This window comes from Streptomyces sp. G45, assembly GCF_049542095.1.
In the GTDB taxonomy this organism is placed as follows: domain Bacteria; phylum Actinomycetota; class Actinomycetes; order Streptomycetales; family Streptomycetaceae; genus Streptomyces.
This window is the reverse complement of record NZ_JBMUZU010000001.1, coordinates 6,134,667-6,156,318: the sequence shown is the minus strand read 5'-3', so window position 1 is coordinate 6,156,318 and position 21,652 is coordinate 6,134,667. Positions and strand designations below refer to the sequence as shown.

The following is a 21,652-nucleotide window of genomic DNA, read 5'->3' as shown; positions in this document are numbered from 1 at the left end:
AATGCGCAGCTACAACCCGGACCTGACGCCGCCGTGGAAGAAGTCGGCCCCCGTTCCCGAAGTGCCCGTCGAGGTGGACCTGGTCGTGGAGGAGGTCGGCACGGGCTTCTGCGGCGCGGTGATCCGCTGGGAGAAGACCGCCGAGGGGCTCACGGTCACCCTGGAGGACCGCTTCGGCAAGCACCGCGTGTTCCCCATGGTGCCGCGCGGCTTCCTCCTGGACGGCAAGGTGGTGACCCTGGTGCGCCCGCGGGCCGCGGCGCCCTCTAGGCCCGCGCGCACGGCGTCCGGGTCGATCGCGGTGCCGGGGGCGCGGGCGCGGGTGGCGCGCGCCGGGCGCATCTACGTCGAGGGGCGCCATGACGCGGAGCTGGTCGAGAAGGTGTGGGGCGACGACCTGCGCGTCGAGGGCGTCGTCGTCGAGTACCTGGAGGGCGTCGACGACCTGCCCGGCATCGTCGCGGACTTCGCCCCCGGGCCCGACGCCCGCCTCGGCGTCCTCGTGGACCACCTGGTGCCCGGCTCCAAGGAGTCCCGCATCGCGGCGGCGGTCAGCAGCGAGCACGCGCTGGTGGTCGGCCACCCGTACATCGACATCTGGGAGGCCGTGAAGCCGTCCTCCCTGGGCATCCCGTCCTGGCCCCGCGTGCCGCACGGCCAGGACTGGAAGACGGGGGTGTGCCGGGCCCTTGGCTGGCCGGAGAACACGGGCGCGGCGTGGCAGCGGATCCTGGGTTCGGTGCGCAGCTACAAGGCCCTGGAGCCGACGCTGCTGGGATGTGTCGAGCGTCTCATCGACCACGTGACCGTGCCCTGAAGCCTGCCAAGTCGTTGACGTGTCGGGACTGGTGGACTGCTCTCCGCCCACGCGGAGGTGGTCCGTCGATCAGCTCGTCCACACGGCCGAGCAGAGCACGGTCCCCGCAGCTGCGGGGGTTGCCCCTCAGTCCACCAAGTCCCGCACCACCGCGTCCGCGAGCAGCCGCCCCCGCAGGGTGAGCACCGCCCGCCCCTCCTCGTACGGCCCCTCTTCGAGCAGCCCGTCCGCCAGCGCGCGCCGGGACGCGGCGAGGCCCTGCTCCTTCAGGAGGGCCAACGGGCACCCCTCCCGCAGCCGCAGCTCAAGGAGGATCCGCTCGACCCGCCGGTCCTCGTCCGACAGGACCTCGCGCCCGGCACCGGGCGACCGCCCCTGCGCGAGGGCGGCGGCGTACGCGCCGGGGTGCTTCACGTTCCACCACCGCACGCCCCCCACGTGGCTGTGCGCCCCGGGTCCCGCGCCCCACCAGTCGGCGCCCCGCCAGTACAGCTCGTTGTGCAGGCACCGGCCCGCGTCGGTGGTGGCCCAGTTGGACACCTCGTACCAGGAGTACCCGGCGGCGGACAGCCGCTCCTCGGCGATCAGATAGCGGTCGGCGTGCACGTCGTCGTCCGTCATGGGGACCTCGCCGCGCCGGATGCGGCGGGCGAGCTGGGTGCCCTCCTCGACGATCAGCGCGTACGCGGACACGTGGTCGGGCCCGGCGCCGATCGCCGCGTCGAGGGAGGCCCGCCAGTCGTCGTCGCTCTCGCCGGGGGTGCCGTAGATCAGGTCGAGGTTGACGTGGTCGAAGCCCGCCGCGCGGGCCTCGGCGACGCAGGCCTCGGGGCGGCCGGGGGTGTGGGTGCGGTCGAGGATCTTCAGGACGTGCTGCCGGGCGCTCTGCATGCCGAAGGAGATCCGGTTGAAGCCGCCCTCGCGCAGCGCGGCGAGGTAGGCCGGGTCGACGGACTCCGGGTTCGCCTCGGTGGTGATCTCCGCGTCGTCGGCGAGGCCGAACTCGTCGCGGATCGCCGCGAGCATCCGTACGAGGTCGGCGGCGGCCAGCAGCGTGGGGGTGCCGCCGCCGACGAAGACCGTGCGGACGGGGCGCGGGTCGTCGCCGAGGACCTTGCGGGCGAGGCGGACCTCTTCGGTGAGGGTCTCGGCGTAGTTGTCGCGGGAGGCGAGGACGCCGCCGGTGCCGCGCAGTTCGGTGGCGGTGTAGGTGTTGAAGTCGCAGTAGCCGCAGCGGGTGGCGCAGTACGGGACGTGGAGGTAGAACCCGAGGGGGGTGGTGCCGCCGAGGGCGGACGGGGGAGGGTCCCGTCCTGGGGCACGGGTTCTCCATCGGGCAGAGCGGAAGGCATGCCTTCCATTGTCCCGCACGCCACCGCGACCGGTGCCCTCGCGGGGGGCGCCCCAGACCCACCCCTTCCCGAAACCATGGGGCTCCGCCCCCTGGCACCCCCGAAGATCGGCCTTCGGCCTCGTCCTCAAACGCCGGACGGGCTGAAACCCTTACTGCGCGCGGAGGACCAGGACCGCCAGGTCGTCGTCGGGCGGGCGGTGGGAGAAGGCGTGGACCTCACGCCGGATCCGCTCGGCGACGAGCCCCGCGTCGAGCCCGGCGCAGTCCGCGAGGACCCTGGCCAGCCCGTCCCCGTCGTCGAAGAGCCGCAGGCCCGCGCGCCGCTCGGTCACCCCGTCGGTGACGCACAGCAGCGTGTCGCCGGGCAGCAGGTCGAAGGTGTGGCTGGTGTACGTCTCGTCGTCGACGACGCCGAGCAGCACCTGCGGCGCCGCCGCGGCCCGCACCTGCCCGTCGGCGCTCAGCAGCAGCGGCAGCGGGTGCCCGGCGCACGCCACGGTGCAGCGCACCCCGCCCTCGTACGGGACCAGCTCCCCGTACAGCAGGGACAGGAACCGGGAGGTGGCGCCGTCGGGCGGCACGCCCTGGCCGCCCGCGACGGCCATCACCGCGGCGGCGGCGTCGGCGGCCTCCGTGGCGTCGTCGAGGAGGAGCTGGTTGAGGCGGTCGAGGACCTCGGCGACCTGGTAGCCCTCGCGGGCGAGGAGCCGCAGCCAGGGCCGGGCGAGGCCGATGACGACGGCCGCCTCGGGGCCCTTGCCCTGGACGTCGCCGAGGGCGAAGCACCAGCGGCCCCGGCCCGCGGGGAACACGTCGTAGAAGTCGCCGCCGGGCCCGCCCTGCTCGCGCGGCTCGTAGACGATGCCGCTCCGCACGCCGGGGATCTCCGCGACGGCGCTCGGCAGCAGCCCCCGCTGGAGGACCTGGCTGATGGTGGCCTGGCGCTGGTAGCGGCGGGCGGCGCCGATGGCGAGCGCGACCCGGCGGCTGAAGTCCTCGACGAGCCCGGTGACCTCGTCGGGGAAGCGGAGCAGCCCGGCCCGCCCGATGACGAGCGTGCCGAGCTGGCGGCCGCCCGCGACCAGCCGGTAGGCGAGGGCGGAGCCGGACGCGTCACCGCCGACGGCCTCGCCGGGCCACGGCACCGGGACGGCGCCGGTGCCCACGGCGTCGGCGACCGTCGGCGGCTCCTTCTCCAAGAGGCGGCGCAGCTCTTCTATGCGCTGTTCGCTGAGGTGCCAGACGCGGGCGAGGCGGGTGCCGGGCGTGCCGCTGCCGGGGGCGCGGCCCGCGTCCTCGGCCTCGTCGTTGAGCCACACCGCGCACCAGTCGGCGAGCCGCGGCACGAGGAGCTGTCCGGCGAGGGCGGCGACGAGGTTCTCGTCGAACTGCCCGGCGAGCAGGTCGGAGGCCTCGGCGAGGAAGGTGAGGGCGCCTCGGTTGATCCACTCCGTGTCGTACGCGGGACGGCGGGGCGCGGGCGCGAGGAGGTCGGCGGCGCGCGGCCCGCGGGGAGCGCTCTTAGCCGCGTACGCCGGGGTCTCGTGCGGGGCGGTCGCGGGCTCGGGGTCGCCGTCGCTGTGGGTGAGGGGGGCGAGGCGGGCCCAGACCGTCTTGGTGCCCTTGCGGTAGGTGATGCCCCAGGACTCGGAGAGGGCGGCGACGAGCTGGAGGCCGCGGCCGTACTCGGGGGTGCCGGGCTGCGGCGGCCGCGGCTCGCCGCGCAGGGCGCGCGCCGGGTGGTGGTCGGACACCTCGAGGACCAGCGCGTCCAGGCACTCCCCTGGCCGGGCGTCGGCGGGCCAGTAGGGGTCGTCGAGGCGGCACAGCACGTCGACGGCGGTGCCCGCGTGCACCACCGCGTTGGTCACCAACTCGCTGACGAGCAGCGCCGCGTCGTCCGCGAACCGCTCGCCGCGCCCGGCGGCCAGCACCCCGAGTTCCGCCCAGTCGGTGAGCGCGGCGCGCACGAACCGGCGCGCGGCGGCGGGCGCAAGCGGGTTTCCGGGCAGTGAGGTGCGCACCGCCGCGAGGGGGCCGGGGCGGCCCGCGGGTCCGCCCGCGGCACGAAAAGCGGTCTCCCGTTGCATCGCAATGGCCCCCACGGTGCGGCTCCTGAGCAGTTCGGACGAATACGCCTCAGGCGACACAGACAGAGTGACAGACTGACTGTGCCCATAAGCACCGAGTCACTGAAGTGGGCCACGATGAGTGAGAACAGTGCTATCCCTGCGCCAGGACACGGTCAGATTCCGGCATCCTCCGACACGGCGGGACCTGCGCCGGTCCCCGCTCCGGCGTGCCCCGAAGACCGTGGCCCGCTCCGGCGGCCCGCCTCCGCGGCGCCCCCTGGCCGGAACTCGCCACCGGCGGCACCGCCACCCCCAGCGGCACCGGCGGCCCCGGCGCCCCCTGTGGCACCGGCCGCCGAGGCCGCCCCGCAGCCACCGCCAACCCGCCCTCCCACCGGGGGAGTTGACGCCCGCCCGGCACCTCCGGACCCTGCGGCGCCTCCGGACCCTGCGACGCCTCCGGACCCTGCGACGCCTCCGAGCCCTGCGGCGCCTCCACAGCCAGCGGCACCCCCGCTCCCCCTGGCACCCCCGCCCCGCACCGCCGCCGCCACCCGCCGCACCTCCGGCACCGCCCACGTGAAGCTCCCGCCGCCCGCGACCGGGCGCGCACCCGAGGAGGCCCCCGGGCGGACGTCCGCGCAGCCCCCCGGCCCGGCGCCCCAGCCGCCCCGCACCGCGGCCGCTCCCCCGGGCACCGCCGCCTTCCCGGCGCCCCCGGGCACCCCCGGCGGCAACGGCGCCGCCGACTCCGAGGCCGAGCTGCGCGTGCTGCTCGCCGCCATGCGCGCCGCCCGCGACGGCAACTTCACCAAGGCCCCGCTGACCGGCTCCGGCATCACCGCCGAGCTGATCACGGTCTTCAACGAACTGGTCGACCGCTCCGTCCACTTCGACGGCGAACTCATCCGCGTACGCAGGGAGATGGTGCGCCACGGGCGGCTCGACGAGCGGTTCACGGCGAGCCCCGGGCAGGGCAGCTGGACCACGCGGGTCGCCGAGGTGAACTCCCTGCTCGACTCGCTGGTCGCGCCCGCCACCAACGCCACCCGCGTCCTGAACGCGGTCGCGGGCGGCGACCTCACCCAGCGCGTGGACCTGCACGACGGGTCCCGGGAGCTGCGCGGCGACCTGCGGCGCCTGGGCCGGGCCGTGAACACGATGGTCGACCAGCTGTCCCTGTTCACGGGCGAGGTCACCCGGGTCGCCCGCGAGGTCGGCACCGAGGGCCGTCTCGGCGGCCGCGCCAAGGTGCGCGGCCTGTCGGGGAGTTGGCGGGACGTGACGGAGGCCGTGAACACGATGGCCTCCCGGCTCACCGCGCAGGTCCGGGACATCGCCCTGGTCACGACGGCCGTCGCGCAGGGCGACCTGACCCGCACCGTCACCGTCGAGGCCACCGGTGAACTCCTCGAACTGAAGCTCACCGTGAACACGATGGTCGAGCAGCTGTCCGCGTTCGCCGCCGAGGTCACGCGAGTCGCCCGCGAGGTCGGCACGGAGGGACGGCTCGGCGGGCGGGCGCAGGCGCGCGGCGTCAGCGGCGTATGGAAGGACCTCACCGACAACGTCAACTTCATGGCGTCCAACCTCACCTCCCAGGTCCGCAACATCGCACAGGTCACGACGGCCGTCGCCAACGGCGACCTGAGCCAGAAGATCACCGTGGACGCCCGCGGGGAGATCCTGGAGCTGAAGGACACCGTCAACACGATGGTCGACCAGCTGTCCGCGTTCGCCGACGAGGTCACCCGCGTCGCCCGCGAGGTCGGCACCGAAGGCAACCTGGGCGGGCGCGCCCACGTACGCGGCGTCAGCGGCGTATGGAAGGACCTCACCGACAACGTCAACTTCATGGCGGACAACCTGACCTCGCAGGTCCGCAACATCGCCCTCGTCTCCACGGCCGTCGCGCAGGGCGACCTGTCGAAGAAGATCACCGTGGAGGCGAAGGGCGAAATCCTGGAGCTGAAGTCGACGATCAACACGATGGTCGACCAGCTGTCCGCGTTCGCCGACGAGGTCACGCGCGTGGCCCGCGAGGTCGGCACCGAGGGCAACCTGGGCGGTCAGGCGCAGGTGCGCGGCGTCAGCGGCGTATGGAAGGAACTGACCGACAACGTCAACTTCATGGCGTCCAACCTCACCTCCCAGGTCCGCAACATCGCGCAGGTCACCACCGCCGTCGCCAACGGCGACCTGTCGAAGATGATCACGGTGACGGCGCGCGGGGAGATCCTGGAGCTGAAGGACACCGTCAACACGATGGTGGAGCAGCTGCGGGCGTTCGCCGACGAGGTGACGCGGGTGGCCCGCGAGGTCGGCACCGACGGCCGCCTCGGCGGACGCGCCCAGGTCCTCGGGGTCAGCGGCGTATGGAAGGACCTCACGGACAACGTCAACTACATGGCGGACAACCTCACCGGGCAGGTCCGCAACATCGCGCAGGTCGCCACCGCCGTCGCCCAGGGCGACCTGTCGAAGAAGATCGACGTGGACGCGCGCGGGGAGATCCTGGAGCTGAAGACCACCATCAACACCATGGTGGACACCCTGTCGTCGTTCTCGTCGGAGGTGACACGCGTCGCCCGCGAGGTCGGCTCCGAGGGGCAGCTCGGCGGGCAGGCCCGCGTCGAGGGCGTGTACGGCACCTGGAAGCGCCTGACCACGAACGTGAACGAACTCGCCCTCAACCTGACCACGCAGGTCCGCGCCATCGCCGAGGTGGCATCGGCCGTGGCGCAGGGCGACATGTCCCGCTCCATCACCGTCGAGACCCGCGGCGAGGTCGCCGAACTCAAGGACAACATCAACCTGATGGTGTCCAACCTGCGCGAGACCACCCGCGCCAAGGACTGGCTGGAGTCCAACCTCGCCCGCCTCGCCGGGCTCATGCAGGGCCACCGCGACCTGATGGAGGTCGCCGACCTGATCCTGCGCGAGCTGACGCCGCTGGTGAACGCCCAGTACGGCGCGTTCTTCCTCGCCGACCCCGACGCCGAGGGCACCGCGCCCCTCCAGGCGTCCCCCGCCAAGGGCCTGGCCTTCATCGCCGGATACGGCTCCGCGCAGGGCACCAAGAACGAGGAACAGGGCTTCCTCGTCGACACCGGCGGCATGCCCGCGCACGGCCTGGTCCGCCAGGCCGCCCTGGAGAAGAAGCGCATCCTCCTCGACGAGGTCCCACCCGACTACATCAAGATCCACTCGGGTCTGGGGGACGCCTCACCGGCGAGCGTCGTCATCATCCCGATCCTCTTCGAGGACAAACTCCTCGGCGTCATCGAGCTGGCCACGTTCTCCCGCTTCTCCGACGTCCACCTGGCGTTCTTCGACCAGTTCGTCAACACCATCGGCGTCGCCATCAACACCATCATCGCCAACTCCCGTACGGAGTCCCTGCTCGGCGAGTCCCAGCGGCTCGCCACCCAGCTCCAGGAGCGGTCCGACGAACTCCAGCGCCAGCAGGCCGAACTGCGCCGCTCCAACGCCGAACTGGAGGAGAAGGCGGCCCTCCTCGCCACCTCCTCGCAGTACAAGTCGGAGTTCCTCGCGAACATGTCGCACGAGCTGCGCACCCCGCTGAACTCCCTGCTCATCCTCGCCCGACTCCTTTCCGACAACCCCGACGGGAACCTCTCCGACCAGGAGGTGCAGTTCGCGTCCACGATCCACCGCTCCGGCTCCGACCTGCTCCAGCTCATCAACGACATCCTTGACCTGTCGAAGATCGAAGCCGGACGCATGGACGTCCGCCCGAAGAAGCTCCCGCTGATCAAGGTCCTGGACTATGTGCACGCCACGTTCCGGCCGCTCACCCTCGACCGGGGCCTCGCCTTCGACGTCACCGTGGGCCACGACGTGCCCCGCGAGATGTTCACCGACGAGCAGCGCCTCCAGCAGATCCTGCGCAACCTGCTGTCCAACGCGGTCAAGTTCACCGCGAACGGCCGGGTCGAGCTGAGCGTGCAGCATGTGAAGCAGTTCCCCGACCCGCTGCTCAGCGACCGCGGCGACCTGATCAGCTTCACCGTCAAGGACACCGGCATCGGCATCCCGCCCGAACAACTCCCGGTGATCTTCGAGGCGTTCCAGCAGGTCGACGGCACCACCAACCGCAAGTACGGCGGCACCGGCCTCGGCCTGTCCATCAGCCGCGAGATCGCGGGCCTGCTCGGCGGCCGCATCACCGCCGAGTCCCGCCCCGGCGAGGGCTCCACCTTCACGCTGTACGTACCCGTGGTGCACCCCGGGCACGGCGCGGCCGCCGTGGCGTACGCCTCCTCGCGCACCCTGCCCGCCCCGCAGCCGCAGGAACCGGGGGCGCCGTCGCCGCTGGGGCACACGGACACCGACGACAACTGGCCCGCCCCGACCAAGCTCGAAGCGTGGAAGGAGGGCCGCGCCGGGCGCGTCCTGCCCGGCCACCGGGTGCTCATCGTCGACGACGACATCCGCAACGTCTTCGCGCTCACCCACGTCCTCAGCCGCGTCGGCCTGATCGTGCTGTACGCGGAGAACGGCCGCGAGGGCATCGAGACCCTGGAGCGCAACCCCGAGACCGACCTGATCCTGATGGACATCATGATGCCGGAGATGGACGGCTACGAGACCATCGCCGCGATCCGCCGCTCCCCCGCTGGACGGGCCTGCCCATCGTGGCCCTCACCGCGAAGGCCATGCCCGGCGACCGCGAGAAGGCCATCTCGCAGGGCGCCACCGACTACGTACCGAAGCCGGTGGACGTGGACCAGCTGCTCACGGTGGTCTGCGCCCTGCTGGATCCGGAGGGCACGGAGAGCACGGAGAGCACGGAGGCCGCCGACTCCTCCGGGGCTCCCGACTCCTCCGGGGCAACCAGGGCGGCCGAGGCAGCCGACGCCTCCGAGACCGGCATCACCGAATCCGCTGACACCGCTGAGTGAGGCACCGCCACCATGACCACCGAGGCCCCCGCGGGGGACCGCGCGAGCATCCTCCTCGTCGACGACATGGAGGACAACCTGGTGGCCCTAGAGGCCGTCCTGGGATCCCTCAACGAACCACTGGTCCGGGCCCGCTCCGGCGAGGAGGCCATGAAGGCACTGCTGCGGCAGCGCTTCGCCGTGGTCCTCCTGGATGTGCGGATGCCCGGCATGGACGGCTTCGAGACGGCCTCCAACATCAAACGCCTCGACCAGACCAAGGACGTGCCGATCATCTTCCTGACCGGCACCGACAACGACGCGGGCTACGCCTTCCGCGGCTACGCCACGGGCGCCGCGGACTACCTCACCAAGCCGTTCGACCCCTGGGTGCTGCGCGCCAAGGTCACCGTGTTCCTCGAACTGCACCGCAAGAACCAGCAGCTGGAGCGGGTCCTCGCCCGCGAACAGCGGCAGTTCGACGAACTGACCCGGCGCCTCGCCGCGATCGAACGCCACATAGCGGACAGCCCCCTCAGCGAGGACCGCGAACTCCGCCACCACATCACGCGGATGGAGGAAACCCTCCGAGAGATGCGCCGCGCGGTATCAAGCCCGTCCGGCGTTTGAGGACGAGGCGCGAAGCGCCAATGAAGCGGGGTGCCAGGGGCGGCGGCCCCTGGTTTCGGGAAAGGGGTGGGTCTGGGGCGCCCCGCGCGGGAGAGACGCCCCCGCCCACCCCGCGATCAGGCCTCCCGGGCCCCCGCGTACATCTCCTCGATGAGGTCCTTGTACTCCCGCTCCACCACCGGCCGCTTCAGCTTCAGGCTGGGCGTCAGCTCCCCGTGCTCCACGTCGAGGTCCCGCGGCAGCAGCTTGAACCGCTTGATGGTCTGCCAGCGCTGCAACCCCTCGTTGAGCTGCTGGACATAGCCGTCGATCAGCTCGACCGTCGCGGGCGAGGCGACGACGTCGGCGTACGACTTGCCGCCCAGGCCGTTCTCCTCCGCCCAGCCGAGGATGGCCGCCTCGTCGAGCGCGATCAGCGCGGAGCAGAAGTTCCGGTCGGCACCGTGCACCAGGATGTTGGAGACGTACGGACACACGGCCTTGAACTGGCCCTCGACCTCCGCGGGCGCGATGTACTTGCCGCCGGAGGTTTTGATCAGGTCCTTCTTGCGGTCGGTGATCCGCAGATAGCCGTCGGGCGACAGCTCGCCGATGTCCCCGGTGTGGAACCAGCCGTCGGGCTCCAGGACCTCCGCGGTCTTCTCGGGCTGGCCGTGGTAGCCCTCCATGATGCCGGGGCCGCGCAGCAGGATCTCGCCGTCGTCGGCGATGCGGACCTCCGTGCCGGGCAGCGGCTTGCCGACGGTGCCGGTGCGGTACGCCTCGCCGGGGTTCACGAACGACGCGGCGGACGACTCGGTGAGGCCGTAGCCCTCCAGGATGTGGATGCCCGCCCCGGCGAAGAAGTAGCCGATGTCCGGGGCCAGCGCCGCAGACCCGGACACCGCCGCCCGCAGTCGGCCGCCGAAGGCCTCCCGCAGCTTGGCGTACACCAGCTTGTCGGCGACCCTGTGCTTGGCGCCGAGCCCGAACGGCACCGACGCCACACCGGTGCGCCGGAAGTTGTCCTGGCTGACCTTCGCGTACTCGCGGGCGGTCTCCGCCGCCCACTGGAAGATCCTGTACTTGGCGTTGCCGCCCGCGCGGGCCTTGGCGGCGACGCCGTTGTAGACCTTCTCGAAGATGCGCGGCACGGCCGCCATGTACGTCGGCTGCACCACCGGCAGATTCTCGATGATCTTGTCGACGCGGCCGTCGACGGCCGTGACGTGCCCCAGCTCGATCTGCCCGCTGGTCAGCACCTTGCCGAAGACGTGCGCCAGCGGCAGCCACAGGTACTGCACGTCGTCCGGACCGAGCAGCCCGGTCGCCGCGATGGCCTTCGCCATGTACGACCAGTTGTCGTGCGGCAGGCGCACGCCCTTGGGGCGGCCCGTCGTGCCCGACGTGTAGATGATCGTCGCCAGGTGGTCGGAGCGGATCGCCTCCATGCGCCCCTTGACCGCGTCGGGGTTCTTCTCCAGGTACGCGGCACCCCGCGCCTGAAGGTCCTCCAGGGTCAGCAGCCAGCCCTCGGGGTCGTCGGCGGCGGGCTCGACGCCGTCCGCGTCGAACACCACGACGTGCTTCAGCTCCGGCAGGTTCGCGCGCTGCTCGCGGGCCTTGGCGACCTGCTCGGCGTTCTCCGCCATCAGCACCCGGCTGCCGGAGTCGGCGAGGATGAACGCGGACTCCTCGGCGTTGGTCTGCGGATACACCGTCGTCGTCGCGGCGCCCGCGCACAGGATGCCGAGGTCGACGAGGATCCACTCGACCCGCGTCGACGAGGCCAGCGCCACCCGCTCCTCCGGGGCGAGCCCCAGGTCGATCAGGCCCGCGGCGATCCCGTACACCCGCTCGGCGGCCTCCGCCCAGCTGAGCGACTTCCAGTCGTCGGGGCCCTCGCCCGAGGCCGGGGGCACGGGATAGCGGTACGCCTCGGCGTCGGGTGTCGCGGCGACCCGCTCCAGGAAGAGGTGCGCCACCGAAGGCGGTCGGTTCTCGATCAAGGTCTGTGTGTCGCTCACGACATCCTCCGGGCCCGCGACGGTGCGTCCTACTGGCTGGCTGCGTGTGGCTCTGCTGCCTCTGGCTCTGCTGTGTGGCTCTGCTGCGTGTGACGTGCTCGCTGCGTGTGGCTGCTGCTCCGATGTCACTCCAGGCACGTTGTTTAACTTGCGAGTAACCTCCGAGCAGTGATCAGGGTAGAGCCCATGGGCCCACCGCGTAAGGGGCTGCTGCCTGTCACTTTCCACAGAACGGGGCGGTAGCGTCACGCGCGGCACGGCCGCCGGTGATCTGCTCACCCCCGTACGAAAAGCGCCCGTCCGGGGGATGGACGGGCGCTTCTCACCGGCCTTGCGCGGGCCCGCGGCAGACCCTCGGGCAGCGGCTGGGCCGAGGCTGTGCGGGCACGCGACGGTGCGGACGGCTACTTCTTCTTGGGGGCCTCGTCGCTGGAGAGCACCGCGATGAAGGCCTCCTGCGGGACCTCCACGGAGCCCACCATCTTCATCCGCTTCTTGCCTTCCTTCTGCTTCTCCAGCAGCTTCCGCTTACGGGAGATGTCACCGCCGTAGCACTTGGCGAGGACGTCCTTGCGGATGGCGCGGATCGTCTCACGGGCGATCACCCGCGAACCGATGGCCGCCTGCACCGGCACCTCGAACGCCTGCCGGGGGATCAGCTCCTTCAGCTTGGCGACGAGCCGCACGCCGTACGCGTACGCCTGGTCCCGGTGCGTGATCGCCGAGAAGGCGTCCACCTTGTCGCCGTGCAGCAGGATGTCCACCTTGACCAGGCTGGACGTCTGCTCGCCCGTGGGCTCGTAGTCCAGCGAGGCGTAGCCGCGGGTCTTGGACTTCAGCTGGTCGAAGAAGTCGAAGACGATCTCCGCGAGCGGCAGCGTGTACCGGATCTCCACGCGGTCCTCGGACAGGTAGTCCATGCCGAGCAGCGTGCCGCGCCGGGCCTGGCACAGCTCCATGATCGAACCGATGAACTCCGACGGCGCGAGGATCGTCGCCCGCACCACCGGCTCGTACACCTCCGCGATCTTCCCCTCGGGGAACTCGCTCGGGTTGGTGACCGTGTGCTCGGTGCCGTCCTCCATGATCACGCGGTAGACCACGTTCGGGGCGGTCGCGATCAGGTCGAGGCCGAACTCCCGCTCCAGGCGCTCCCGGATCACGTCCAGGTGCAGCAGGCCGAGGAAGCCCACGCGGAAGCCGAAGCCGAGGGCCGCCGACGTCTCCGGCTCGTACACCAGCGCGGCATCGTTGAGCTGGAGCTTGTCGAGGGCGTCGCGCAGCTCCGGGTAGTCCGAGCCGTCCAGCGGATACAGGCCCGAGAAGACCATCGGCTTGGGGTCCTTGTACCCGCCGAGCGGCTCCTCGGCGCCCTTGGACTGGCTGGTGATCGTGTCACCGACCTTGGACTGCCGGACGTCCTTCACACCGGTGATCAGATAGCCGACCTCGCCGACGCCCAGGCCGTCGGCCGCCAGCATCTCCGGCGAGTTCGTCCCGATCTCCAGCAGCTCGTGGGTGGCGCCGGTCGACATCATCCGGATCCGCTCACGCTTGTTGAGCTGACCGTCGACGACACGGACGTACGTCACCACGCCCCGGTACGAGTCGTACACCGAGTCGAAGATCATCGCGCGGGCGGGCGCGTCCGCGACGCCGACGGGCGCCGGAACGTCCTTGACGACCCGGTCGAGCAGCGCCTCCACACCGAGGCCCGTCTTCGCGGACACCCGCAGCACGTCGTCGGGCTCGCACCCCACGAGGTTCGCCAGCTCCTCGGCGAACTTCTCCGGCTGTGCGGCGGGCAGGTCGATCTTGTTGAGCACCGGGACGATCTGAAGATCGTTCTCCATCGCCAGATACAGATTGGCGAGGGTCTGCGCCTCGATGCCCTGAGCGGCGTCGACCAGGAGGATCGTCCCCTCGCACGCGGCGAGGGACCGCGAGACCTCATACGTGAAGTCCACGTGGCCCGGGGTGTCGATCATGTTGAGGATGTGGGTCCGGCCCTGGTCCGGCCCCTCGGTCGGGGCCCAGGGCAGACGCACCGCCTGGGACTTGATCGTGATGCCGCGCTCACGCTCGATGTCCATGCGGTCGAGGTACTGGGCGCGCATCTGCCGCTGCTCGACCACACCGGTGAGCTGGAGCATGCGGTCGGCGAGCGTGGACTTGCCGTGGTCGATGTGCGCGATGATGCAGAAATTGCGGATCAGAGCCGGGTCGGTACGGCTCGGCTCGGGCACATTCATAGGGGTCGCGGGCACGCAAGGTCCTGATTCTTGAGGCGCCTTTTGCCTCGGGTCGGATCGATACGTAGCCTCCATCGTCCCACGGGCGGGCCCCGCCCATCGGTTTGGGCCGGTCGGAGGACGACTGATATCGTGGGCAGCTGTGTCTCCCAGCCCTCTCAGCCGTGGGACACCTGTCAGAGAAACCAGCAGTACCTGAACCTGAAAAGGCTCTTTCGTGGCGAACATCAAGTCCCAGATCAAGCGGAACAAGACCAACGAGAAGGCGCGCCTGCGCAACAAGGCCGTCAAGTCGTCGCTCAAGACCGCGATCCGCAAGGCCCGCGAGGCCACCGCCGCCGGTGACGTCGAGAAGGCCACCGCGCTGACCCGCGAGGCCGCGCGTCAGCTCGACAAGGCCGTCTCCAAGGGCGTCATCCACAAGAACCAGGCCGCCAACAAGAAGTCGGCGCTTGCTTCGAAGGTCGCCTCCCTCAAGGGCTGACTCGTGATGTAACCGCCGGAAGGACCCGGGCGGGCCCTCTCTCATCCGCCCCCGACCGGCACCCCGAGCTCGTACGCGGCCTGCGTTCGCCACGCGGGTACGGGCTCAGTCTTTACTTTGCGTAACCGGGACCCCGTGCCTCGTCCCTCCGGGACGGGGGGCGGGGTTTTTGGTGTGCCGGTTCCTGGAGTGCCGGTTCCTTGGGAGGGCGGGGCCAGGGAGGGCGGGGCCAGGGGCGCCTCCCGGCTCCCAAGGCCCCGGTGAGCGCCTCTCAGCTACCCCCGCCGGGCCCGCGCCGCCCGCGCGACGGCGACGACCGCCTTCTCCAACGCGTACTCGGGATCGTCCCCACCGCCCTTTACCCCCGCGTCGGCCTCCGCGACAGCGGCGAGCGCCACCGCCACCCCGTCGGGAGTCCACCCGCGCATCTGCTGCCGCACCCGGTCGATCTTCCACGGCGGCATCCCCAGCTCCCGCGCGAGATCGGCGGGCCGCCCGCCCCGGGCCGAGGACAGCTTCCCGATGGCCCGCACCCCCTGCGCGAGCGCACTCGTGATCATCACGGGCGCCACCCCGGTCGCCAGGGACCACCGCAGCGCCTCAAGGGCCTCGGCCGCCCGGCCCTCCACGGCCCGGTCGGCCACGGTGAAGCTGGAGGCCTCCGCCCGCCCCGTGTAGTACCGCCCGACGACCGCCTCGTCGATTGTCCCCTCGACGTCCGCCACCAGCTGCGACACCGCCGACGCCAGCTCACGCAGATCACTGCCGATCGCGTCCACGAGCGCCTGACACGCCTCCGGCGTCGCCGAACGCCCGAGCCCCCGGAACTCGCCGCGCACGAACGCCAGCCGGTCCGCGGGCTTGGTCATCTTGGCGCAGGCCACCTCCCGCGCCCCCGCCTTGCGCGCCGCGTCCAGCAGCCCCTTGCCCTTGGCGCCGCCCGCGTGCAGCAACACCAGGGTGATCTCGTCGACCGGCGCGCCGAAGTACCCCTTCACGTCCTTGACCGTGTCCGCCGACAGATCCTGCGCGCTGCGCACGACGACGACCTTGCGCTCGGCGAACAGCGACGGGCTGGTCAGCTCCGCCAGCGTGCCGGGCGACAGCTGGTCGGGGGTGAGGTCCCGCACGTCCGTGTCGGCGTCCGCGGCGCGGGCGGCCGCCACGACCTCCTGCACGGCGCGGTCGAGCAGCAGATCCTCCTGGCCCACGGCGACCGTGACAGGAGCGAGCGGATTGTCGTTTGCGTTCTTCCTGGCCATCGCCGTCAAGCATCCCACGCGCCACTGACAGTCGGTCCCGCCCAACCGGACGCACGGCCCCGCACGGCGCGGGCACCCGCCCGGGCCCGTCGGCCCCGTACGCGAGCCCGTACGCGAAAATGGCCAGGTGAACGACGTACGACATGTCCTGGTGCTGCCCGACCGCGACGCCGCGGAAGAGGTCGCCGAACAGCTCCCCGACCGCTTCGGCGTGACCGAGGAACCCCAGCTCGTCCGCGACGCCCTGGCCGGAGAGGACGACGCCGAGGACGCCCAGTGGCTGGTCGTCATCGAAGACCCCACCCACCGCCTCGACCCCACGGCCCTCGACGAACTGGCGGCGGAACACGAAGGGTGGCTGGAGAAGCCCTGAGGCCCGCCGGGCCGCGGCTTCAGGCCGGGGCGGGGCGGGGCGGGGCGGGGCGGACAACGGCTTAGGGCCGGGCTACGACTTCGGGTCAGGTCAGGCCGGGCTTCGGCTTCGGGCCGGGCCGCAGCGGCAGGGCGTGAGTGAGGCGCCGGGCTGGGCCGGGCCGGAAGCGCTACGGCCACGGTCCGGCTCGCGCGTCAGCTCTTCTTCGGCAGGACCTGGATGTCCAGCTCGATGTTGATGCTGGCACCGATCGCCGCGATGCCCCGGGCCAGCATCGTCTGCCAGGTGATGGTGAAGTCGTCGCGGTGCAGCTCGGCCGTCGCCCGGCAGGCCACCCGGGTCTCGCCCTCAAGGCCGCGCCCGACCCCCAGGTACTCCGTGTCCAGCGTCACCGTCCGCGTCACACCGTGCAGCGACAGCGCCCCCGTGATCGCCCAGCGGCTGCCGCCCTTGTGCACGAAGCGGTCGCTGTAGAACTCCATCGTCGGGAACCGCGCCACGTCCAGGAAGTCACCCGACCGCAGGTGGTCGTCCCGCATCTTCACGGCCGTGTCGATCGACGAGGCGTCGATCACCACGTGCATGGCCGACTCCTCCATCCGCTCGGCCAGCCGGATCGCCCCCGCGAACGTGTTGAACCGGCCATGGATCCGCGCCAGCCCGATGTGCCGCGCCGTGAACGCGATCGACGAATGCATCGGGTCGATCTCCCAGTCCCCCGGCTCCGGCAGCGCCGGAAGCTGAGCGACCTGAAGCGTCACATCCCCCACGGAGGCATGCGCTCCCTCACCGACCGTGACGTTCCCCCGGTACGGAGTGAACCCCTCCGCCGACACCGCAACCCGGTACTCCCCCGCCGGAACCGTCGCCAGGAACGACCCGAACGGATCCGTACCCCCACCGACGACCTTGCGCCCCATGCTGTCGCTGACCGAGAGCTCCGCGTGCCCCACCGGCTCGTTCACCGGATCGAGCACCCGGCAGCTGAGCACCCCCGCGCTGGGTGGCACCGTCACCGCCGACAGCGGCCCCGACCGCCCTCCCCGGCTCGACCGGTCTCCCAGCCAACGGCTGAACACTGCGACACACCCCCGAGGGCCTTGACAACACCTGTAACGAAGAGGCATTCGATCACCGTTGCGGCTTTCGATGCAACACGGGCCCACTTCAGCAAGAACGTTGCAGAAGCAGCGGGACTGGTCGGAGTGTCCTGGTGGACCCGAATTGATCTTTGGGTGGGGTGGGGAGGGGGCGGTAACGAACGCTTCAGGGACTCCCTGGGGGCGGGGTCCCCCTCCCCCTCCCCCTCCCCACCCCCCCCCCGGGGGGGATCCCCCCGCCCCTCCCACCCCACCCCCCACTAACGCCGAGTAACCGCCCCCAACCCCACCCCAGCCCCAGCCCCCACCCCACCCCTACCCCCCGCCTCGGTCCGTCCCCCGGTCACCGCGATCGCGCCGCTCGTGTCCGTCCTCAGCACCCGGGCCCCTGCCGCGCGCAGCGCCATGACCGTGCGTGGTGACGGGTGGCCGTACGGGTTGTCCTCGCCGCAGGAGATCAGGGCCAGGCGCGGCGCGGTCCGGTGCAGGAGCAGCGGATCTTGGTAGGCGGAGCCGTGATGGGCGACCTTGAGGACGTCCACCGGTGGCAGCGCCGCCACGGCCGGTGTGCGCAACAGGGCGCGCTGCGCCAGTGGTTCGAGGTCGCCGAGCAGCAGGAATGTGAGTCCTTGGGCGCGTACGAGGAGTGTGACGCTGGCGTCGTTCGGGCCCTCCGGCTTCGGTGCGGGGCTTGGCGGGGGCCACAGCACCCTCCAGTCGAGCCCGCCCGTGCGCCTCCGCTCCCCCGCCACGGCCCGTGTCACCGGCACTCCCCGCGCCGCCGCCTGTCCCTGTACGAACGCCACCTGCCCCGGCGGCTCCTGAAGCCCTGTCGTCTGGATCGCCCCCACCGAACGCCCCCTCAGCACGCCCGGAAGCCCCGCCACATGGTCGGCGTGGAAGTGGGTGAGCAGCACCAGCGGAACCCGTGTGATGCCGAGCGCCCTCAGGCACCGGTCCACGAGTACCGGATCGGGTCCGGCGTCGACGACCACCCCCGTGCCCGGCCCCGCCGCGAGCACCAGCGCGTCGCCCTGGCCCACGTCGCACATCACCATCCGCCAGTGCGGTGGCGGCCAGCCCGCGATCACCCGTGTGAGGGGCGGTGGTTGAACGATCACGACGAGGAGCAGCAGTGCGCAGGCGGCGCTCAGCCAGGGGTGGCGGAGGAGTCGGCGGCCGACCAGCACCGCCACGGTCGTGGCGGCGGTGAGGAGCAGTGCGCCGCGCCAGTCCCCCGGCCAGTCCATGCCGCTCCCGGGCAGCGCGGCCCCGGTCCGGGCGATGCCCGCGATCCACTCGGTCGGCCAACTCGCCCCCCAGGCCAGCGCCTTGGCCACGGGCAGTGCCAGCGGCGCCGTCGCGAGCGCCGCGAAGCCGAGCACCGTGGCGGGTGCGACCGCGAACTCCGCGAGGAGGTTGCACGGCACCGCGACGAGACTGACCCGGGCCGCCAGCACGGCGACCACGGGCGCGCACACCGCTTGTGCCGCCGCTGCCGCCGCGAGCGCCTCCGCCAGGCGGCCCGGGACTCCGCGCCGTTGGAGTCCCGTGCTCCATCGTGGGGCGAGCGTGAGCAGCGCGCCCGTCGCCAGGACGGAGAGCAGGAAGCCATAGCTGCGTGACAGCCACGGGTCGTAGAGGACGAGCAGCAGCACCGCCGTCGCGAGCGCGGGGATCAGTGATCTGCGCCGTCCGGTGGCGAGGGCGAGCAGTACGACCAGGCCGCAGGCCGCGGCCCGCAGCACGCTCGGCTCCGGCCTGCACACGATGACGAACCCGAGCGTCACCGCCCCGCCGAGCAGCGCGGTCGTCCGCAGTGGGATGCCCAGCCGGGGAGCGATCCCTCTCCGTTCGGCCCGGTGGGCCGTGCCGGGTGGTCCGATGAGCAGGGCCAGCATGATCGTGAGGTTGGTTCCGCTGACGGCGAGCAGGTGCGTGAGGTCCGTTTCCCGGAAGGCCTGTTCCAGTTCCGGTGGCACTCGGGAGGTGTCTCCGATCACCAGGCCCGGTACCAGCGCGCGGGCGTCGGCCGACAGTCCGTCCGTTGCCTCGCGCAGCCCGCCGCGCAGTCCTCCCGCGAGCCGCTGGACCGCGGACGGCTCCCCGGTCACGGCTGGGACGCTGCCTTCCGGGACGCGCAGGACCGCCGCGATCCTGTCGCTGTCCGGCATCGGTGGCGCGAGCGCCGCCCTGACCCGTAGCCGTGTCGACGGCAGCAGGTCCAGCCACGACGGCCCCTGACTCCGGTCCGTCCTTCCTGCCTCCGGTTCCTCCCGCTTCTCCTTCTCGTCGTGGGGCTCGTTGTGACGCTCCTTGCTCTCGTCCTTCCGGTCCTCGCGCACGATCACCAGCACCGGTGTCCTCGTCGTGCTCGTCGTACCGTCGGCTTCGGTGACCCGGACGATGTCGGCGTTGAGCACGATGGACGGGGGCAGGGCGTGGTCGCCGGTCACTCTTGGCTTGGTGCGGTGCGGGTCCGAGGTCACTTCGACCTCGGCGGTCACCTCCGCGTATCTGTCGGCGAGCGCGGGGACGGGGCCGCGGTGCAGGTCCGCACCGTGCAGTCCGGCGGACGCCGCCGACGCGCCCGCGCAGAGCAGTACGGCGGCGACACTGACGCGGCCCCATCTGCCGCCGCCCCGCCACCCCCGGTGTCGTCGCCGTGGGTCCGGTGTGCGGCTTCGCGTCCACGTCACGAGGAGGGCTCCGGCCGCCAGGGCGCAGAGCGCCACGACGGCGACGACCAGTTGGGGTGGTGCGTCGAGTGCGAGGGCCGCTGCGGCCCAGGCCGCCAGGGCGGGTGGGACGAGGCGGAGGTCGGTGGGGCCTTCCTGGCGCGGGTGGGACGCGCCGCGTCGGTGGGGTGCGGTGGCGTGGGTGTGCGCGGGCCTCGCGGCTGCCTCCGGGGGCTCTGGTGGTGTGTTCGGGTTCCTTCCGGTGGGGCTCCTCATGGCCGTACGAGGTTCTGTAGGTCGGCGAAGCGGCGTTCGCCGATGCCGGTGACTTCGCGGAGCTCGTCCACGGAGCGGAATCCGCCGTGTTCGGTGCGGTAGTCGATGATGTGCTGGGCGAGGACGGGGCCGACGCCGGGCAGGGTGTCGAGTTGCTCAGCGGTGGCGGTGTTGAGCGGGATCGGTGCGGCGGGCGCGCCCGGTCCGCCCGTCGGGGCCGCTCCGGTGCCACCGGCCGTGGCTCCTGGTGCCGCCGCTCCGGGCGCCGGGGGCGCGGGTTCGCCCACGACCACCTGCTCGCCGTCCACTAGGAGGCGGGCGCGGTTGAGGTCGTCCGTGTCCGTGCCGGGGCGGACTCCGCCTGCCGCTCGCAGTGCGTCGGCCACCCGTGACCCGGCGGGGAGTCGCTGTACTCCGGGGCTGCGGACCTTGCCCCGTACGTCCACGACGACTCCGCCGCTCGCCGTACCGGCCGCGCCTGCTTGGCCTTCGGGTCCCGTCGCCGGGCCTGGGCCGGGCCCGGGCGGTGATGCGGACGGTCCGTGCTGCCGCCCTGGCGCGGCCGCGTCTCCCACCACGTCCGGTGCTCGCACCGGCTGTGTCCGCCCGGCCCAGAAGTGCTGGGCGGCGAACGCCGCGGCGACGATCAGCACCACCGTCAGCGCGAGGACGCTCCGGCGCTCCATTCCGCACCGCACCTGCAGCCAGACGGGCAGCCGCTCCCGTACCGCCAGCCCTGCGCGGGTCCGCCACGAGGGCTCCGTCGTGCCGCTGGGCGCGCCCTCACTGTCCGTCGGGGGCGCCGTCAGAGGCGTCGCTTCCGGCGCGGGCACGGGACTTGTCGAGTGCGCCGGGTCCGCCGCATCGCGTGCGGGTGGCGCACTGGTCGGCGGTGGTGGACCTGCCCCTGACTGCCCTCCCGGTGCCCGGCCCGTTCCCGTGCCGGGCGATGCGCTCGCCGATCGGGCCGCGCCGCCCGGGGGCGCGCTCGTGCCGAAGCCGGGGTCAGCGCCGACACCGGCATCCGCCCCGCCCGGTGCTGGGGCCCGTGTCTGCTCAGCGAAGAGTGCTTCCGCCCTCAGCCGCGTCGCTTCCGCCGCCGCGTGCCTGCGCCGTGCCCTTCGGCGGGCGTGGCGCCGCGCCATGCGGTCGTCGAAGGCGTGAACGTCAAGCGTCTGGGGCCCGCCCGTCTCCCCCGCTGGTGCCGCGACGTGCGCGGAAGCTCCTGCCTCCGTCCCGGCGCCCCTGGCGTCCCGTACTCCCTGCGTGCCCTGCGCTACTCGCGCGCCCCGCGCGGCCGACGCCGTCCGTGAAAGTGATCGAAGTGCCATGCCTGAAACGCTAGGCATCGCGGCGCCAGCTTGTTGATCTTGCTCAATTCCCGGGGATTACCCAGCAGTTGTGGATAACTCCGTCACCCACACGTGAGACACCCCCAGCACCA

General features: G+C 72.0%; 12 protein-coding genes and 1 pseudogene. 5 read left to right on the top strand and 8 right to left on the bottom strand.

Annotated features, from left to right (window positions below; genetic code table 11):
- The first annotated feature begins 1 nt into the window (after window position 1).
- Window positions 2–817 carry a DUF3097 domain-containing protein gene (locus ACOBQU_RS25865; protein WP_423629971.1) on the top strand — a complete coding sequence of 272 codons (816 nt, stop codon included), beginning with the start codon at window positions 2–4 and terminating at the stop codon, window positions 815–817.
- 126 nt (window positions 818–943) lie between these two features.
- Here the strand turns inward: ACOBQU_RS25865 and hemW are convergent.
- Window positions 944–2,169, bottom strand: a pseudogene (gene hemW / locus ACOBQU_RS25860) (radical SAM family heme chaperone HemW).
- A gap of 151 nt (window positions 2,170–2,320) precedes the next feature.
- Entirely contained in the window at window positions 2,321–4,276 is a 1,956-nt protein-coding gene (locus ACOBQU_RS25855) for a SpoIIE family protein phosphatase (RefSeq protein WP_423629970.1), read from the bottom strand.
- A gap of 750 nt (window positions 4,277–5,026) precedes the next feature.
- On the opposite strand from ACOBQU_RS25855, the gene ACOBQU_RS25850 reads away from it, so the two are divergent.
- Together ACOBQU_RS25850 and ACOBQU_RS25845 are read left to right on the top strand one after the other, a co-directional pair.
- Window positions 5,027–9,184 (top strand): HAMP domain-containing protein, encoded by a 4,158-nt coding sequence (locus ACOBQU_RS25850; protein WP_423634717.1) that lies wholly within the window; start codon window positions 5,027–5,029, stop codon window positions 9,182–9,184.
- Window positions 9,181–9,777 (top strand): response regulator, encoded by a 597-nt coding sequence (locus ACOBQU_RS25845; RefSeq protein WP_423629968.1) that lies wholly within the window; start codon window positions 9,181–9,183, stop codon window positions 9,775–9,777. Before ACOBQU_RS25850 ends, ACOBQU_RS25845 begins: the two co-directional genes overlap by 4 nt.
- Before the next feature lie 116 nt (window positions 9,778–9,893).
- Here ACOBQU_RS25845 and ACOBQU_RS25840 read toward each other — a convergent pair whose 3' ends face one another.
- Entirely contained in the window at window positions 9,894–11,783 is a 1,890-nt protein-coding gene (locus ACOBQU_RS25840; RefSeq protein WP_423629966.1) for an AMP-dependent synthetase/ligase, read from the bottom strand.
- A gap of 404 nt (window positions 11,784–12,187) precedes the next feature.
- Window positions 12,188–14,050 carry a translation elongation factor 4 gene (gene lepA / locus ACOBQU_RS25835; protein ID WP_423629964.1) on the bottom strand — a complete coding sequence of 621 codons (1,863 nt, stop codon included), beginning with the start codon at window positions 14,048–14,050 and terminating at the stop codon, window positions 12,188–12,190.
- 202 nt (window positions 14,051–14,252) lie between these two features.
- On the opposite strand from lepA, the gene rpsT reads away from it, so the two are divergent.
- Window positions 14,253–14,519 carry a 30S ribosomal protein S20 gene (rpsT, locus tag ACOBQU_RS25830; protein WP_423629963.1) on the top strand — a complete coding sequence of 89 codons (267 nt, stop codon included), beginning with the start codon at window positions 14,253–14,255 and terminating at the stop codon, window positions 14,517–14,519.
- A gap of 275 nt (window positions 14,520–14,794) precedes the next feature.
- On the opposite strand, the gene holA is transcribed toward rpsT, so the two are convergent.
- Window positions 14,795–15,781 (bottom strand): DNA polymerase III subunit delta, encoded by a 987-nt coding sequence (gene holA, locus ACOBQU_RS25825; protein WP_423629961.1) that lies wholly within the window; start codon window positions 15,779–15,781, stop codon window positions 14,795–14,797.
- A 127-nt stretch (window positions 15,782–15,908) separates the two neighbouring features.
- Here holA and ACOBQU_RS25820 point away from each other — a divergent pair, with 127 nt between their 5' ends.
- Window positions 15,909–16,154, top strand: a complete 246-nt coding sequence (locus ACOBQU_RS25820; protein ID WP_423629959.1) for a hypothetical protein — start codon at window positions 15,909–15,911, stop codon at window positions 16,152–16,154.
- Between the two features lie 194 nt (window positions 16,155–16,348).
- Here the strand turns inward: ACOBQU_RS25820 and ACOBQU_RS25815 are convergent, their stop codons facing one another.
- The 3 genes from ACOBQU_RS25815 to ACOBQU_RS25805 all read right to left on the bottom strand — a co-directional run bounded on the left by ACOBQU_RS25815 (window position 16,349) and on the right by ACOBQU_RS25805 (window position 21,353).
- Entirely contained in the window at window positions 16,349–17,233 is an 885-nt protein-coding gene (locus ACOBQU_RS25815; protein ID WP_423629958.1) for a YceI family protein, read from the bottom strand.
- 281 nt (window positions 17,234–17,514) lie between these two features.
- Window positions 17,515–20,208 (bottom strand): ComEC/Rec2 family competence protein, encoded by a 2,694-nt coding sequence (locus ACOBQU_RS25810; RefSeq protein ID WP_423629956.1) that lies wholly within the window; start codon window positions 20,206–20,208, stop codon window positions 17,515–17,517.
- Window positions 20,205–21,353: a helix-hairpin-helix domain-containing protein gene (locus tag ACOBQU_RS25805; protein ID WP_423629954.1), complete on the bottom strand. Its 1,149-nt coding sequence runs from the start codon at window positions 21,351–21,353 to the stop codon at window positions 20,205–20,207. The genes ACOBQU_RS25810 and ACOBQU_RS25805 overlap by 4 nt, the downstream gene beginning before the upstream one ends.
- Window positions 21,354–21,652: the final 299 nt, after the last annotated feature.